Annotated in this window: 8 protein-coding genes; 3 read left to right on the forward strand and 5 right to left on the reverse strand. The window is 72.3% G+C overall.

Annotated elements, in window-relative coordinates:
• On the reverse strand, nt 1-1487 hold a 1487-nt coding region (locus AC0CYZ_RS15040; protein WP_472216686.1), incomplete at its 3' end, for an LCP family protein.
• Between the two features lie 1369 nt (nt 1488-2856).
• Between AC0CYZ_RS15040 and AC0CYZ_RS15045 the strand changes: the two genes are divergently transcribed.
• Complete coding sequence (locus AC0CYZ_RS15045; RefSeq protein ID WP_472216688.1) at nt 2857-3585, forward strand: hypothetical protein; 729 nt, start codon at nt 2857-2859, stop codon at nt 3583-3585.
• A 254-nt stretch (nt 3586-3839) separates the two neighbouring features.
• Here the strand turns inward: AC0CYZ_RS15045 and AC0CYZ_RS15050 are convergent, their stop codons facing one another.
• The 4 genes from AC0CYZ_RS15050 to AC0CYZ_RS15065 all read right to left on the reverse strand — a co-directional run bounded on the left by AC0CYZ_RS15050 (nt 3840) and on the right by AC0CYZ_RS15065 (nt 12217).
• Nucleotides 3840-5132 carry an NRAMP family divalent metal transporter gene (locus tag AC0CYZ_RS15050; RefSeq protein WP_472216690.1) on the reverse strand — a complete coding sequence of 431 codons (1293 nt, stop codon included), beginning with the start codon at nt 5130-5132 and terminating at the stop codon, nt 3840-3842.
• A gap of 95 nt (nt 5133-5227) precedes the next feature.
• Nucleotides 5228-6454: a magnesium transporter MgtE N-terminal domain-containing protein gene (locus AC0CYZ_RS15055; RefSeq protein ID WP_472216692.1), complete on the reverse strand. Its 1227-nt coding sequence runs from the start codon at nt 6452-6454 to the stop codon at nt 5228-5230.
• 506 nt (nt 6455-6960) lie between these two features.
• Nucleotides 6961-8004 carry a hypothetical protein gene (locus AC0CYZ_RS15060; protein WP_472216694.1) on the reverse strand — a complete coding sequence of 348 codons (1044 nt, stop codon included), beginning with the start codon at nt 8002-8004 and terminating at the stop codon, nt 6961-6963.
• A 319-nt stretch (nt 8005-8323) separates the two neighbouring features.
• Complete coding sequence (locus tag AC0CYZ_RS15065; protein ID WP_472216696.1) at nt 8324-12217, reverse strand: Pls/PosA family non-ribosomal peptide synthetase; 3894 nt, start codon at nt 12215-12217, stop codon at nt 8324-8326.
• Between the two features lie 528 nt (nt 12218-12745).
• On the opposite strand from AC0CYZ_RS15065, the gene mgtA reads away from it, so the two are divergent.
• Together mgtA and AC0CYZ_RS15075 are read left to right on the forward strand one after the other, a co-directional pair.
• Nucleotides 12746-15403, forward strand: coding sequence for a magnesium-translocating P-type ATPase (mgtA, locus tag AC0CYZ_RS15070; RefSeq protein ID WP_472216698.1), 2658 nt, complete (start codon nt 12746-12748; stop codon nt 15401-15403).
• Between the two features lie 296 nt (nt 15404-15699).
• Nucleotides 15700-16308, forward strand: a complete 609-nt coding sequence (locus AC0CYZ_RS15075; protein WP_472216700.1) for an ArsR/SmtB family transcription factor — start codon at nt 15700-15702, stop codon at nt 16306-16308.
• Nucleotides 16309-16719 lie beyond the last annotated feature (411 nt).

Raw genomic sequence — 16719 nt, forward strand, 5'->3', positions numbered from 1 at the left:
GGGGCCGCCGACAATGCGGTGGGTGAGGACCCGGTGCCGGTGTCGGGCGGCTCGACGCCGAGCGTGACGCGGAGGTGACCCGGGGAGAGCTGGTTGTCGGGGGCGAGGACGACTCCGGCGCCCAGCACCGCCCGCGCGGCGTCCGCGTCGGCGCTGTCCGAGGGGGCGTAGGCGACGGTGGTGGCTGACTGGAGGTCGGCGTTCCCGGTGTCGGAGGGCGAGAATCCGGCTCTGGTGAGGGCGGACATGGTCGTGCTGGCCGCGCCGCCTCGTCCTGATCCGTTGAGCACCTCCACGAGGTCGACGGATCCATCGGCGTGCACCGGTGCCTGGGGCCGCGGCGGCGGGGTGGTCGAGCTCGGCGCGGCCGGTTCGATCGCCTTCTGGATGAACGCTTGGACCTGGGCCGGGTCGATGTCCACCGCGGTGCCGTCCTCAGGGGTGGCCAGGTCGGTCCTACCGGTCGGGACGGTTCGGAACGTGACTGTCCCGGCGGTGAGTCGGTGCAGCTGCTCGCCGAACGTCAGCACGTCCCAGTGCTGGTCGAGCACCACGTCGTGATCGACTGCCTGGAGGATGCCGCGCAGCGCGGAGGGGTCGGTCAGCGTGCCCGCGGAGAGCAGCTTGTTGCTCAGTGCGGCCATGAAGACCTGTTGGCGTCGGATGCGGTCGAGGTCACCGTTCGGGAGGCCGTGGCGCTGTCGGACGAAGGACAGGGCCGCCGCGCCGCTGACCGTCTGGATTCCCGAGGGGAAGTTCGCGCCGGAGAACTCGTCCTTAGTCGGTGCCGCGAGGCAGACCTGCACACCGCCCGCGGCGTTGCTGATGGCGTCAAACGCCGCGAGGTTGATCGCTGCGTAGTGGGTGATGGTCAGTCCGGTCAGCTGCTGCACGGTCGCGATGGCCTCCTTCGCGCCGGCCTCGGCAGCGGCGACCTCGAGCTGGGGTCCCGACATCCCCTGGAATGCGAGCTGGGGGCGCGCGAGGTTCTCCCCGTAGGTGTACGCAGTGTTGATCTTATGGGGGCCCAGGTCGCCCGCAAGCTGTACGTAGGCGTCGCGGGGAATGGAGAAGGCGGTGGCGGCGCCGCCCCCGGCGGGTATGTGGATGACGATGATGGTGTCGGTGTTGTCGCCACCGTCGCTGCTGCTCCCGGCGTGCAGGGCCGCCAGCTGGTCGCTCGGCAGGGGATTTCCCTGGGCGTCGGTGCGGGTGTCCAGCCCGACCAGCAGGATGTTCTGGGCGTCGCCGGCCGGGATCGCGCCGGAGATGACGTCCGCGCCGTTGATGCCGTGCACGCTCACCCATGCGGCGCCGCAGGACAGCACCACCAGCGCCGACAGCAGGCTCAGTGCCAGTCGCCACCACGGAATACGCAGCAGGGCAGAGGGTGCTGCGGTGGGCCGTGGGGGCGCCAGTGGCGGGGCCGGTCGCGGGTCGGTCTCCGGCTTCGGGTCCGGCCCGGGCGCGGGGACCGGCGGGGACACGGATGCACCCGCCGGCCTGCCTGGTCGTCGCGGAGACCGTCGGTCCGCGGGACCGGCTTTCGGCTGAACCCGGACGGCCACCAGCCGAGGGGCAGAGGACCGAGACGGTGGTGGTCTCAGCGGGAGCACGTGCCCGGCGAGCATGCGAGGAGTGCTGATCCTGACGGTCGGGCCGTCCTGCGGAGGCGCCGGGACAGCCGCACGTGGCCCTCCTTCATCCTGCGCCGCGCAGACACCGGGCCCGCACCGCTCACCGATCATCCTGACGCTCTGGGCATGGAGCTGTCGTGAGCCCGGGCCGCCGGGCACCGCCGCGGAGCGAACCCCCCGGCGTGGATCCCCAGTCGCCGAGTCGACCGAGCGGCTTCGGTGCCGGCACGCGCCTGGGTGTGGCACGTGGCCGCGGGCATCGATCGCCCCCCAGATCGCGCCGTGGCGTCGCGCATGAGGCATGCTTGCACATGCGTTTGAGCGTCTGAGTGATTGGGGCTTTCGGCGGTCGGTCAGGGCCCGGCGGCCCGGGGTCGTTGCCGCCCGGAAGGAGCAGGTGGTGGAAGACGACGCGAATGCCGGGCGCGGCGACTGCTGGCCCGTGTCGGCCGGAACCCTCGTCTCGCCGCGTGCCTTCTCGCGGGTGTTCGACCCCGTCCCCGCTCCGGCGTCTTCTACGGCCTCGCACTCGTCCAAGCCGCCTCCGAGGCCTTGCGCGGACGGGTCGGGTCCCGGTGCTCGGTCGACGACGTTCCATTGAGCACGGCCCACCCCCTGGCAGCCGTGACCACGCTGCCCACTGTGACCGTTGCGGTCCTCGCCGTCGTCGCCGTTCTCGCCCTGGGACTGGCCGAGGTGCCGGGCTGGGACAACCTGCGGCTGGTCGGCTTGGCCGCTGTGGCAATCGTCGCCACCGATCTGCTCTCGCGCGGCGGCGGGCCCCCCGATGATCCACGACGCTGCGATCAACAGTGGTCTCCTCGAGAGCGCCGGTGGTGGCCGCACGCTCACGCCCTCAGCCACCCGTCCTGGCGGCCTCTCCACAGGTCGCCGAGACACCCGGCCGTGCAGCGTGGGTTCGCCATGCTGACCGGCCGCGCCGTCCGCCGGTCTCGGGTCCCTGCCGTGGTTCTTGGCGATGACGGGACCCGTGGGCCTCCGGTCCCGGGACGGTTCCGCGTCGCCGACACCGAAGCCGGGTCGCTGCGCCGGTGGCGGGTCCAGCGCCGCGCTCGAGCTCGTGTGCCGTGGGCCACTCGCCCCCCCGGTCGGCCCACTTGCTGAGCCACGAGTGGATCAGGCGCGCTCGTTCGGCGGCGCAGAGCCGGGCGAGCCAGGACGTGCTGGCCAGCGATCCAACGGAGAGGGTGGGCGAGGCGTGAGCTCGGTGGTCAAGGAACAAGACGATGGGCAGGACGGGCCGGCGGCCCGCGCTAAGGTGCGCGCCGAACCGCGATGGACGGTCGCCGTGGTGGTGGCGGGTGCGGTCGGGCTGCAGGTGGTGCTGCCCGGGGCGTTCACTCCGGGCCACCGGCTGGTGCCGGTGCTGGAATTGGTGTTGCTTCTCGGGCTGGTGGTCGCCAACCCGGGCCGGCTCGACACCCCAGGACGCTGGCTGCGCCGCGGCAGCGTCGCCCTGGTCGGCATGGTCTCGGTGACCAACGCCTGGTCGGCGGTGCGGCTGGTCCAGGGCATCATCACCGGCAATTCCGACGACGCGATCGCGCTGCTGTCCTCGGGGGCCGCGATCTGGGCGACCAACGTCGTGGTGTTCGGGTTGTGGTACTGGGAACTCGATCGCGGCGGCCCACACGCGCGACTGGCCGCGGCGCGGGAGGTCGCAAACGGATCCGTCATCGCCGCCCGCGGGAGCAGGGCCCTGGACTTCGCATTCCCCCAACACCTCGATCCGCACCTGGCCTCCCCGGGCTGGGCACCACGGTTCGTGGACTACCTGTACCTGTCGTTCACCAACGCCACAGCGTTCAGCCCCACCGACGTCATGCCCCTGGCCCGGTGGGCCAAGCTGACCATGATGGTCCAGTCGGCGGTGTCGCTGATCGTGGTCGCCTTGGTGATCGCCCGGGCGATCGGCCTCTTCAAATAGCCCTCCGACACCGAACCGGATCGCGACGACACCCGCTGGCATCGCGATCCTCGGGGGCATCCACCGCCTCGGCCGTGTGCGCTTGACGCCCGGCGGCCCCCTGAGACCTTTCGCATCCAAGAACGCCCCGCGCGTACTCGACGGAACCGCCCACGGGTCGGCTCCACAAGCAGCGAAGTGCTCCCGCCCCCGGCGTGTCCTCGGCCCGCCCGGCCGCGGACTCGACCGGCTGGTAGGTGCCGATGCCCTCTAGGCTAGGCGAGCCCGAGCACGCCCAGGAGGGTCTGGCCAACCAGTAGTAGTGACATGGCGGCGACGGCGACGACCGCGGTGGTGGCCGCGGCGCGGAAGACGGGGCCGTTGGCGGCGGCGCCGAGCACGCTGCGGCGGTTGCTCAGGATGAGGATGTAGGCGAGCACGATCGGGGCGACCACGCCTTGGAGCACCTGGGTGCCGATCAGCAGCGAGATCAGGTTGACCGGGGTGAGCGCGATCGCGGCGCCGAGGAACACCTGAAAGGTGAACAGGCCCAGGAACAGCGGAGCTTGGCGGAAGGTGCGCGAGACGGAGCGTTCCACGCCGACAGCTTCACTGATCGCATACGAGCTCGAGAGCGGGACGACCGCGCCGGCCAGCGCGCTAGCCCCGAGCAGCCCGAACGCGAAGAGCAGGGTGGCCCCGGAGCCGGCGACCGGGCGCAGGGCCTGCGCGGCCTGCGCAGCGGAGTCCAGCGGACCCTGCCCGCCGATGGTCGCCCCCGTCGCAATGATGATCATGACAGAGATGATGCAGGCGAAGACCGCCCCGGAGACGGCGTCCAGGCGAGCGTTCGGGTAGTCGTCGGGGCCGGCGCCGCGGTCGACCACGCCGGCGGCGGCGTAGAGCTGCATGTAGGGGCTGACCGTGGTCCCGATCAGGGCCACCCCGAGCAGGACGAAGTCACTGCTGGCCAGGAAGTGCGGGAAGACCAGGTCAGCGCCCACCGCCGACCAGTCGGGATGGGCGAGGACCGCAGCGATCGGGTAGGCCAGAAAAGCCAGGGAGAACACCAGGAAGATGCGTTCGGCGTAGCGATAGGACCCGAACAGCACCAACGCCCAGATCAGGACCGCGAAGACGGGGACGACGATGTAGCGGCTAATCCCGAACAGTTCGAACGCCGCGCCGATCCCGGCGAACTCCGACACCACGAGCCCGGTGTTGGCCAGCAGCACGCACACCAGGGCGAGCCCGGTCAGGCGCAGGCTGAACTGTTCGCGGATCAACGCCGCGAGCCCTTTACCGGTGTGGGTCCCCAACCGGACCGACATCTCCTGCACCAGGATCAGGGCGATGGTCACCAGCACCATGAAGAACAAGGTCCGGTACACGAACTGGGACCCGGCCGAGGAGTAGGTGGCGATGCCGGCGGCGTCGTTGCCGGCGTTGGCCGCGATCACCCCTGGGCCGGCGATGGCCAGGTAGGCGAACACCCGGCCGCGACGCAGCCGCTGCCACAGCCGTTGCCCCCGACCGGGCCGGGCGTCCGCAGCGGTGTGTCCTCCCACCGAGCCGGGGTCATCGGTGGATTCAGTGGCGTGCTCCGGCCGAGACCGGCGGCCCTGCTGTGCCGGGTCGATCCGCTGACCAGCCGGCGGCCGGCTCATCGCAGCAGCCTTGGGAAGCGCAGCCGCCCGGCCTCGGGGGTCAGGGCGTCCAGGACGTCGTCGGCGAGAATGCGCCCCAGCGGACGGCACCCGTCGTCGACGACCAGCAGCGAGGAGCGCCGCGACTCGACCAGGGCGACGGCGACCTGGTTGACGTCGGCGTCCGGGCCGACCAGGACCGGGTCGGTTTGGGTCTGGTCGAGCAGCGCGCCCACGGTCAGCTCGGGAGGGGCGACGAGCAGCTCGAACAGCGACAGGTCGCCGATCACCTGACCGTCGGCATCGCACACCACCACGGCGTCGATCTCGCCGCGGTGCTCCCCGTGGTCGGCCACCCGGTCGCGGACCGCGCTGACGGTGTCCTCGGGTTCGGCGCGGACCAACAGCGTGGTCATGAACCCACCGGCCTCGTCCTCGGGGTAGCCCATCAGACCGCTGAGCCGCTCGCGGGTGGGCGCGGGCATGAGCTCGAGGAGCTCGTCGCTCTCGGCGGCACTCAGATCGCGCAGCGCGTCCACGGCTTCGTCGGGTTCCATCGCGGCCACCAGGTCGGCGGCCTGCTGCGGCTCGGACTCGCGCAGCAGGCCCTCGAGCTCGTCGGGTTCCATCTCCTCGAGCGCGTCGGCGGCGGTCTCGGGTTCCAGCGAGGCCAACAGCTCCTGGCGACCGGCGCGGCCGAGATCCTCGAGGAGGTCGGCGAGCTCGCCCGGACGCAGCCGACGCAGGGCTTGCTGACTGCGCCGCAGCCGCACCGTCGCCGGCCCGTCGGTCGCTTCCTCCCCAAACGGGGCGATCGCGTCCCAGTCGATGACCCGATCAGGGGTAGGTCGCCCGCGCAGGCGTTTCGGCCCTAGGCGGCGTAGCAGGGTCTGCACGCTCACGTCGACGCCGACGACGTGTAGCTGCTCGCCCACCGGGGCCACGTACACGTCGGCGGCCCGGATCACCTGGACGCCGTCGACGTCGACGAGCTGGTGATCGAGCAGGTCGCGGGCCAGCAGTACCTCACCGGGCCGACGCACGTAATCACGCAGATCCATCCGCGCCGTGCGCAGGCTGATCCAGCGGTGGTTGACCTGGGCGATGGCCGAGGCGTCCAGGAAGGCGCGCCGGCGACCCACCCGCACCACCAGCCCGGTCACCGGTGGGTAACGGTCCTCGCCGTAGAGCCGGGCCACCACGTCCACCAGCCGCCCGACCTGCTGACCGCTCTGGTTGCGCACCGGCTCACCCACCAATCCGGCGAGTGACACCACGGCCTGGCGCACGGATCGGGTCGCGGTCAACCGTTGCGTGCGTGCGGTGCTGCGTCGTCGCAACGCTGATGCCGCCGATCCGCGCGCCGGCGGGGTAACCAAGGGCAAGACGGGCCTCCGTAGGGAGCTGGCCGCGACAGGCCATGGTGAGAAGGTCAGGGGCAACGCGTCAGCGGCAGCCGTGTTCAAGCCAATCCCGCGAACACGCCGCGGCCCGCTACACAGGGATGACCCGCCAAGGCTCAGTCCGCTCCGGGGCCGCAGCGCGAGAGCCCTGACTACCGGCCGGCCCCGGCCGCCGCCACGCTATCAAGCACTCGTATGAGAGTACGAGGGTCCGAGGTCCTGGGCCCGCTCGCCCGCGCGCGGGACGCGGCCTCAACACGCTTTCCGCATGCAGCAGCGGTGGACGACCGGGCAGCAACCACACGGTGGCCGGCCCGCGCCGCCGCCCGCATCCCTCACCGTGAGGGTCATCCCGGCGGCCTCGTGGTCACCCGACCCGGGTCGAAGGCCCGAGGCGGAGGGGGAAGGTGGTGCGGTCCCCGCGGACTCGCGGTGGCGTCGGCGGTCGAGCGCAGGTCGAAGGAGACGAAGTCGCGGGTGGAGGTCTGCAGGTAGTGCTGCGCGCCGATCTGCTCGTCGGGGAAGAGCTTGAACGCCTTCGGGCGTGAGGTGCCGTCGGGGTGGAAGTAGGCGCCGGAGACCCAGGCGGGGTTGATGTCGAGTTCCATGCCTCGAATGACCCCGGCCGAGCGCAGCAGGTCCCCCAGGGTGCACACCGACAGCGCGGGCCCACCGACGTAGACCATCGCACCGGTCGGGGTGATCCCGAACCCGGAGCGGTGAATGTAGGCCGCCTGCCCCACCGTTGAGCCCCACTGCGCGGTGCCTCCGGTCGCGCAGGTCGGGTTCACCGTGCCGTGGTCGATGAGAGGGACGAGGTTCTGGCGCACCGAGGCCACGTCCGGTGCCATGCCCACCTCGCTGCCCCACGCTCCGACGTCGACGGTGCCGTCGCGTCGGATCAGCAGGCTGGCCGCGCCGGGAACCAGCGGTCGCACCTCGCGGTTCTCGCTGTACCAGCCGCCGTGGCTGTCGCCCTGGAGCCGGAACCCGGCCGAGAACGCGGTGACCACGCTGCGCTGCTCGGCGGGGTCGACCGAGGTCGGGGTGGCCCACTGGCCGCCGGGGTCCTGGGTACCGGGGTGTAGCACGCCCCGCACCAGGGTCGGGTCGAGCCAGAGCACGCCGACCACGAAGGAGGTGTGCGCGAGGTCGGGGCGCACCGAGGTCATCCGCACCGCGTCGCCGTGGGGTGTGGAGACCACGGTCTGCCAGCGACCCTCGCCCGGCAGTGGCGAGAGCCCGGCCGGCGGCGCGAGTGGCGCGGGCGCCGGCTGCCCACCGGGACGGTTGGGTTCGGGGCCCGCCGCGGCGGGGATGCCGCCCGGCGGCACGCCGCCGGTCGGAGGTGGATGCAGGTCGTACTGGCGCTGCTCGAGCCAGGTGATCACCGGGCCCAGCCCGTGATCGCGGCCCCATTCCGCGAGTCGCGCGGCAACACTGTCGCTGCCAGGCCGGGACAACGCCCCCCAGAGGGACGGCGCGGAGATCGCCCCGAGCAGCACCACCCCGACCAGCAGACAGGCCAGGACCCGCGTCCACCACCGTCGCGGGCCTGGGCGAGGCCGGGGACGATGCCGGTGAGCACCGACCACAGCCGGGGCGTCGAGCGTGCCGGTGTCGGTTGCAGGGGTCGACGCTCCGCGACGGACGCGGTCGTGTCGTTCGGTCGGCGCGTCGTAATCACCGCGGGCGCGATGGTCGAGGACGTCATCGCCCAGGCGACGCGACGAGCCGCGCACCAGAGACCTCCTCCGCTGGGTTCCCGAGCCACCGTGCGCCGGAAGGAATCCGTTGGCCCTTGGTCAGGAAAGCGCTGCCGCCGAGCACGGCACCCGCCGCGATCACCGTGTCGTAGTGCACGAAGGCCATCGGTGCGAGCTCAGCACCCGAGCCGAGGGTGATCGGGGCGGCCTTGAAGACGCCGTCCTCCATGGAGTGTGGCTGAAGGATCACCCCGGCGTTGAGGGTGACGTCGTCGCCGAGCTCGACCAGTGACTTCTCGCTGATGCTCGCCCCGTCGTCGAACAGTCGTCGACCAACCCGCACCCCGAGCAGTCGCCACACCGCGCTCTTGAACGGGGTCCCGTTGAGCAGCCCGGGCTGGATGCTGAACTTCCAGAACCGCTCGTGGCGCCAAAAGTACGGGTCGTAGATCGAGCAGTACTGCGGCTGAAGTGCGCGGAACCGCGTGCTGAGGCGTTCGATCAGCACGCCGTAGCCGAGGTTGAGCGGGCCGGCCGCGAGCGCCGCGCAGGCCACCACGGAACCCCCGGCGGTGGCTTCGAGGTTCACCGCGATCAGGCCCAGGACCGCCACGCAGGCCACCCGGAGCCACTGGGCGAGCAGGAACAGGCCGATGGTGCGCAGGTTGTGCGCGTTCTTCTGCGCCAGCCGCCGGCGCAGACCGGTGCGGCTCAGCGCGAAGTCGGCCTCATCGCCGCGGCGCCGCGGAATCTCGAAGGCCGGCGAGCCGAGCAGACCGACACCGGACCGGGGCCGGCCGTCGACCGGGATCATCGTCTTGGTGCCGATGAAGACGTCGTCGCCGAGCTCGGCGCCCGGCGGCACCGAGATCACGTTCCCCAGGAAGCAGCGGCCACCGATCCTGAGGTGCTCGGTCCGAAAAGCCGACGCGGACATCTCGACGTTCACCAGGTCGACGCCGTCGGAGAGCATGGTGCCCGGCCCCACCGTGACGGCGTACGGGTTTTCGTGATGCAGTTCGGCGCCGACGTTGGAGCCGGTCTGGCCTGCCTCGGCGATGCGGTAGCCCAGCCCTCGCAGATAGCCCACGATGTAGGAGCTGTCCCCGAGCAGCTGCACGAAGAACGGCACATTGGTGAGACGGGCCAGGGCCCGCTGGCAGGCGTGGGCGGGACCGTAGAGCGGGTGGATCCGTCCGGGGACCAGGGTGCGGGCCAGGAGGCGGGGCAGCGTGCACACCGCGGCGAGACCAAGCGCTAGCGCCGCGGCGTAGAGCCCAGCCGAGACCGCGAGCGCCCTGAGGTAGAACTGCGGGTCGGCGAGCCTGGCGCTTCCGGGCAGTACCGCCTCCCCGAGCCCGGGGACCCGGTCGCCGACGGTCACCACCGCGGCCACGAGCACGGGTGCCCCGAACATGACCACCGCCAGTTCGGCGACGGCGGAGGCGGCGCGACGCCAGCGAGGGCATGGCACGCTCGGCAGCGTGGGCGCCGGGTGCTCGGCGGGACGGGCGGGGGACCCGTGCCAGTGACTCCGGGCGGGGATGTACTGACCGGCGTGCAGCGAGGACGCGTGCGCCAGTCTCGCGGCGTCACCCACGACGGTGTCGGGCTCGACCAGCGAGCCCTCCCCGATCACCGCGTCCGCCCCGATACACACCGGACCGGTGCGGATCGCCCCGGCACGGGCCTGATAGCCGGTGAAGGACGCCCCGCGGCGGATCACCGCGCCCGCGCCGATCTCCACGAGGTCGGTGCACACCGGCACGGTGGTGGAGAGGATCACCGCACCCCGCCCGATCCGCGCCCCGAGCGCACGTAGGTAGAGCACGTAGAGCGGCGACCCGGCGAAGAGCGCCAGCGGACTCGAGCGGATCAGGGTGGCGACGGTCCAGAACCGGAGGTAGTCGAGGCTCCACAGCGGGATCGTGGCGGGCCGCCACCGTCCGATCAGCAGCCATTTGGCGGCGATCGGGAGCAGGCAGACGACGGCGGTGGTGGCGGCGAGTGCAGCCATGATGCGCAGGTAGAGCTCGTCGAAGGCCTGGGGGCTGCCGACCCAGTGCACGTCGAGGTCGGCGAGCAGGACACCGCCGAGGGCGAGGCCCGCGAGAACCAGCAGCTGCAGCCCCCCGCAGAGACGGAATGTCCAGAGCCCGACCGGCGGTGGCGGCGCAGGCTCGGGAACGGTGACTCGCGTGGCGGGCGCGGAGCGGTCATCGGCCAAGGCGCCGGCCAGGCCCCGCACCGTCGGGTGGGCGTACATGAGCCTGATCGCGACCGGCGGGAGGTCGGTATCGCTTCGCAGCTGCGCCGCGAGCCGGGCCAGCGTCAGCGAATTGGCGCCCAAGTCGTCGACGAAGTTGCTCTCGACCGAGACCCCCTCGAGGTCGAGCACGGTTGCCAGAGCACGGGCCAGGAGTTCCTCGGTCCGGGTGCTGGGCGCCACCACGCTGCCGGGCGCGGCGCCGCGGCGCGCGGAGGGCGCGGGAAGGGCCTGCCGGTCGATCTTCCCGCTGGTCAGGACGGGCAACTCGGCCAGCCGCTGGAAATAGGCGGGAACCATGTGCCCGGGCAGGGCACTGCGCAGCCGCGCGACCAGCGACGCCTCGTCAAGTGCGACCCCGTCCTGCAGCCGGTAGTACGCGACGAGCTCGGTGACCGCCGAGGAGGACGTGTAGGTGGCGACGGCGGCCTGCCGGACGCCGGGCACCGCGGCCAGCACGGCCTCGATCTCGCCGAGCTCCACGCGAAAGCCGCGGATCTTCACCTGCGAGTCGGCCCGGCCGACGTAGCTCAGGCCCTCGGGGTCGGCCCGCACGAGGTCACCGCTGCGGTAGGCCCGTGCCCAGCCGAGCGCCGGCAGCGCGGCGAAGGCGGCGGCGTCCCTGTCGGCGTCGAGGTAGCGGGCGGTGCCGACTCCGGAGATCACCAGCTCCCCGACCTCCCCCGGGCGGACCAGGTGCCCGTGGGCGGGGTCGACGACCGCGAGCTGCCACCCCGCCAGCGGGAACCCGATGCGCACCGGCTCGTCGGGACGCAGGCGGGCCGCACACGCGACCACGGTGGTCTCGGTGGGCCCGTAGGTGTTCCAGACCTCGTCGCAGACCGCCGCGAGCCGGTGCGCCAGCTGCTCGGGGCACGCCTCGCCCCCCAGGATGAGCAGGCGGACACCGCGGCATTGCTCGGGGCTCCAGAGCCCGGCCAGGGTCGGCACGGTCGAGACCACCGTGATGCCGCGGTCCACCAGCCAGTCACCGACCTCGGCGCCGGCCCGGACCAGCGAGCGAGGCGCGGGCACCAGGCACGCCCCGTGGCGCCACGCCAGCCACATCTCCTCGCACGACGCGTCGAAGCCGACCGACAACGAGGCCATCACCCGGTCGCCGGGCGCGATCGGCCGCTCCGACAGGAACAGCCGGGCCTCGGCGTCGACGACCGCGGCCGCGCTGCGATGCGAGACCGCGACACCTTTCGGGGTGCCGGTGGTTCCGGAGGTGAAGATGATCCACGCGTCATCGGAGGGCAGCGGGCGCCCGGCCGGGACAGCCGGGGGACCAGCGCGGTGGATCCGGAACGTGCCCGGGCCGGTGAGTACCCCGCGCACCCCGGCGCGGGAGAACACCTGCGCCGCGCGCTCCGGTGGGTCGTCGGCGTCGACGGGTACGTAGGCGGCTCCGACGCCGAGCACACCGAGGATCGCGACGTACAGGTCGGGCGATCCGGACGCCATACGAATCCCGACCCGGTCGCCTCGCCCCACACCGTGCGCGGCGAGCAGGGCCGCGACCCGATTCGCCTCGTCCCGCAGCCCCACGTAGTCCAGGCACCGACGGCCGTCGTCGATCGCCGGACGATCCGGGTGGGCGGCGGCTGTGGTGGCGAGGATGTCGAGCAACGTGCGTGGAGGGGCAGAGCTACCGCCCAGGTGGACCGATCCGGGCGGAGGCACGGCGGGACGCCGAGGCTGCCGCACGATCGGCCAGGTCATGGCCGAGGCGGCGGCGGTGGGAGTCGGGTCGACTCCAACGGGGTGCACGCCGTGTCCTCCAGGAAGGATGTCGGAGTTCGGGTATGAGAGGCGGGGAGCGCCGCGGAGCTGGTGACGGCGCCGCGACCCGGGAGCCGGCCCTGCCGGCGCACGTCAGACCTCGACCTCGTCGGAGGACCACCTCAGACACGCATCCTTGATCCGTTCCATCGCCGGCGACCGTCTCTGAACCCTAAGATATCGCGACGAATGTTTGATCTTCAGGGCCCTGGGGTGTCCCGCCCCTCGAGCGGAATCACCACACGTCGTCGAGGGTGAAGACCCCGCAGCAGCGCACCCCGACATCCGCCCGTCCCCGTGCGCTCGCATACTTCGTCGAGGGCGCCGCCGTACCGTCGCGTCGCGCCGATGCCCATGCGAGGAAGGGACGACGCCTTGCCGCCCGCCTCGCCCACGCCCGAGCTGACCCTGCGTGAGGTCGCCGGAGCGTCGACGGTGCTGGTCTACCGGATGCTCGACACGTCCCCGGACGGACTGCTCGAGGAGGAGGTCACCCGTCGGCAGCAGCGCCACGGGGACAACGTCGCGGCCCCCGATCCACGGCTCGCCCCGGGACAGCGTGCCGCCGCCGCGCTCCGCAGCCCCTTCCTCGCCCTGCTCGCGGTGCTCGACGTCGTGTTCGTCATCGTCGGAGACGCCCGCGGCGCGATCATGCTCGCGGTCACGGCCCTCGCCTCGGCGGTCCTGCGCTTCTGGCAACAGACCCGAGCCGACCGGGCGGTCAACGCCCTCGGTTCGAGGGTGCGCGACACCGTGACGGTGCTTCGGCGCGCGGGCGAAGGGCGCGAACCGGCGCGCCGGGAGGTGCCGGTCGAGGACACCGTCCCCGGTGACGTCGTGCTGCTCGCAGCGGGGGACGTGGTGCCCGCCGACGTCCGCCTAACCGCCAGCAGCGATCTCCGGGTCGATCAGGCCGTCCTGACCGGCGAGGGGCTGCCGGCGGTGAAGTCGCCCGATCCCGACCACGGGCGCGACGGTCCGGAGGGTTCGCCCGCGCTGTGCCTCGCCGGGACCGCGATCGTCTCGGGGTCCGCCGTCGGCGTCGTGGTCGCCACCGGGTCCGCGACCTATTCGGGCACGCTGGCCCGCAGTGCGGCACGGTCACGCCCGGAATCCGCGTTCGACATCGGTGTCCGATCGGTGAGCTGGACGCTGATCCGGTTCATGCTGGTGATGGTGCCGGTCGTGCTGGTGGTCAACGGCACCGTGTCGGGGAACTGGACCGAGGCGACGCTGTTCGCCGCGGCTGTCGCAGTCGGACTCACCCCCGAGATGCTCCCGGTCATCGTCACCACCACCCTGGCGCGGGGGGCGCGGCGCCTGGCCGCCGATCAGGTGATCGTGACTCGTCTCAACGCCATCCAGGACCTGGGTGCCGCGGACGTGCTGTGCCTGGACAAGACCGGCACCCTCACCGAGGAGCGCGTGGCCGCGGTGCACAGCATCGACGCCACCGGGCTCCCTGACGACGAGGCGGCCGAGTACGCAGCCCTAGCCGTCCGCTGCCAGACCGTTCCGGACGGACGCTTCGACGAGGCGTTGCTCGCCGGGCTCACCGAGCCCGACGACGCCGTGGCAGACGCGCTCTGGACCCCGGTGCACGAGTGGGGGTTCGACCCAGCGCGGCGGCGCTCGACGGTCGAGGTGCGTCGCGCGGACGGCGAGCACCTGTTGATCGTCAAGGGAGATCCTGACGAGGTCCTGCCCCGCTGCGATCGGCTCCGCTCCGACGGGGGCGTCGTCGGACTCGACCGGGGTCGCCTGGTCGCGGCGAACGATCTCGCCCGTGCCCACGCCGCGCACGGACTGCGCCTGCTCGCCGTCGCCGTCCGGGAGGTGCCCCGTCTCGGGGGGTGCACCGAGCGCAGCGAGACCGCAATGGTGCTGGTCGGCTTCGTCGCGTTTCTCGACCCCGTGCGTTCGAGTGCGCCCGCCGCGGTCCGGCAGTTGGCCGAACACGGGGTCGAGGTCCTCGTGCTCACCGGTGACAATCCGCATGCGGCGGCCCGGGTGGCGGCCCAGGCCGGGATCCGGGTGGGGGAGGTGGTGGACGGCGAGGCCGTCGACGCCGCGGACGACGAGGATCTGGGCGGGATCGTCGACCACGCGCGCGTGTTCGCCCGGCTGACCTCCGCCCAGAAGGCCCGCGTGGTGGCGGCCCTGCGCGCGCGCGGTCGGGCGGTGGGCTTCGTCGGTGACGGTGTGAACGACGTCCCCGCGCTGCGGGGAGCTGACGTCGGCATCGTCCCGGCGAGCGCGGCGCCCGCCGCGAAGCGCGCCGCCGACCTGATTCTCACCGACCCCGACCTCGCGGTCCTCGCTCGAGGCGTCGTGGAGGGACGCCGGACGCTGGGCAACACGCTGAAATACGTCACGATCACCGCCAGCTCGAACTTCGGCAACGTCGTGACCGTTGTCGTGGCCAGCCTGTTCCTGCCCTTCCTGCCGATGCTTCCGCTGCAGCTGGTGGTGCAGAACCTGCTCTACGACGCCGCCCAGCTCGCGCTGCCGTGGGATCGCGTGGAGCGCGAGTACCTTCGAGCCCCGCGTCGCTGGGACACCCGGGGCCTGGTCCGCTTCATGCTGGTGTTCGGCCCGCTGAGCTCGCTCTTCGATCTGGCGACGTTCGCCGTCCTGTGGTGGGGCTTCGGCGACGGCCATGCGCCAGAGGCCTTCCGGGCGGGCTGGTTCGTGGAGGGACTGATCTCTCAGCTCACCGTGGTGCTCGTCCTGCGGGTGGGCGGCTCGCCGTGGCGCGGCGCGAAACCGGCCCTACCGCTGCTGCTCGCCTCGGGAGCATCGGCCGGGCTCGGCCTGCTGATCGTGTCCTCGCCGCTCGCCGGCCTCCTCGCCCTCCAGGCTCCACCGCCCTGGTATCTGCTGTGGCTCGTCGTCGCCGTCGGCGGCTACGCCGGCCTCGCGCAGATCGTCAAGGTCCGCCTCGGTCGCTTCCAACCCCTCATCGCGCGAAACAGGCGCTCGTTGCGCACCGGAGCGCCCACGCGCGATCGAGCGTCTCGGCGCGCTGGGTGACATCGGCGGTGCCGGGCACCGCTCATCCCGCGTGACCCACCGGGAGCCCGGCGCGACCGAGAAATCCAGGACGTTCGAGCCGGCGACCAGCACGTAGATCGACCTCCGACCCCGGCTCAGTGAGGTCTCGGCGGCGCACCGCCCGCCCTGTCCGGGTGGCGGCGCGCCTTGGCGGTCGTCCTCAGCTTCGCGACGCCTTCTCGGCCCGGCCGTTCACCACGACAGGTCCGAGCCGAAGATGAGCCCACCACGCCGGAGGCGGACGGGCGCTGGACCCCACAACCCCATACCGTCACATGCTCGTGCAACTTTGCGGACCCTCCTGGCCCGCCCGGGGAAGGACGACACATCGCGGCACGCCCCGCTCTGCGGACGTAGCGCCGGACCCCCAAGGTGATCCAGGCCGCCGCTGCGACGTTCGGGCTGCCCTCGGCCACCTGCGCCCTGGAACTGCTGTGCGTACTGGGTGGTGCGGGGAGAGCGACGTAGGGACGCTCGCAGAACAGGTCGGGCAGAGCGTGGCCACCGTCAGCCACCACCTCGGAACGCTCGAGCAGGCCAGCCTGGTCAGTGTCCGTCGGGCGGGCAGACACCAGCTCTACGCCGTCGACGACCCGCATGTGATCGCGATGGTTCGCCTGGCGCCGGCCCACCACGAGAAGCTCCTGCACAACATCTGCACAACGCCGGCGACGCGAGGCCTGAGCCGGCGGCAGTGCCGCCCAGCTCGGCAACCGCGCCCGCGCCCCCAGCTCCTCCCTGTCCCCGATCTTCCCGGTAGGACCCACCGGGCTCGTCGCTGCGATGGTGGCGACCGCCCCGCGCGGGTACAGGCGAGTGACCGTGCGCGAGCCACAGGCGACGTGGCGCCGGGTTCGTCGGGGGCGCTCCGGACCGGTCGGTAGGCGGGGGCCGCAAGCGAATGAGCAAACACGAGCCGACGAGGACGCCGGCGGCCCCGGAGATGAGGTCACCCGGCGGGGGAGCTCATCGCGGTCGGGGTGATCGGCCAGCTTGAGGCGCAGCTCGGCGAGCTGACCGGGACGGGGCGGTCGCGATCGGCACAGCGGGCCGGACCGCCCGGCCACCAGCCCTCGCCACAGGCGTCGACCGGAACGCGGGCACTGCTTGCGCAGAACCGGTCCGGGTGCCCCTGCGGCCGTGGGCGCACGGAGCAAGAACGGGACGGCGTGTGCTGTCGAGATCGACGGGGAAGGTGCCACGAGTCGGGTGCTGCCCGTCCCCGAGGTCCGACCGCCCGACCAGGTCTTTCGGTCGACCAGGCAGCCCGAGTGGACGCGCCACCGGCGCGACCC

The organism is Actinomycetospora sp., from assembly GCF_055612215.1.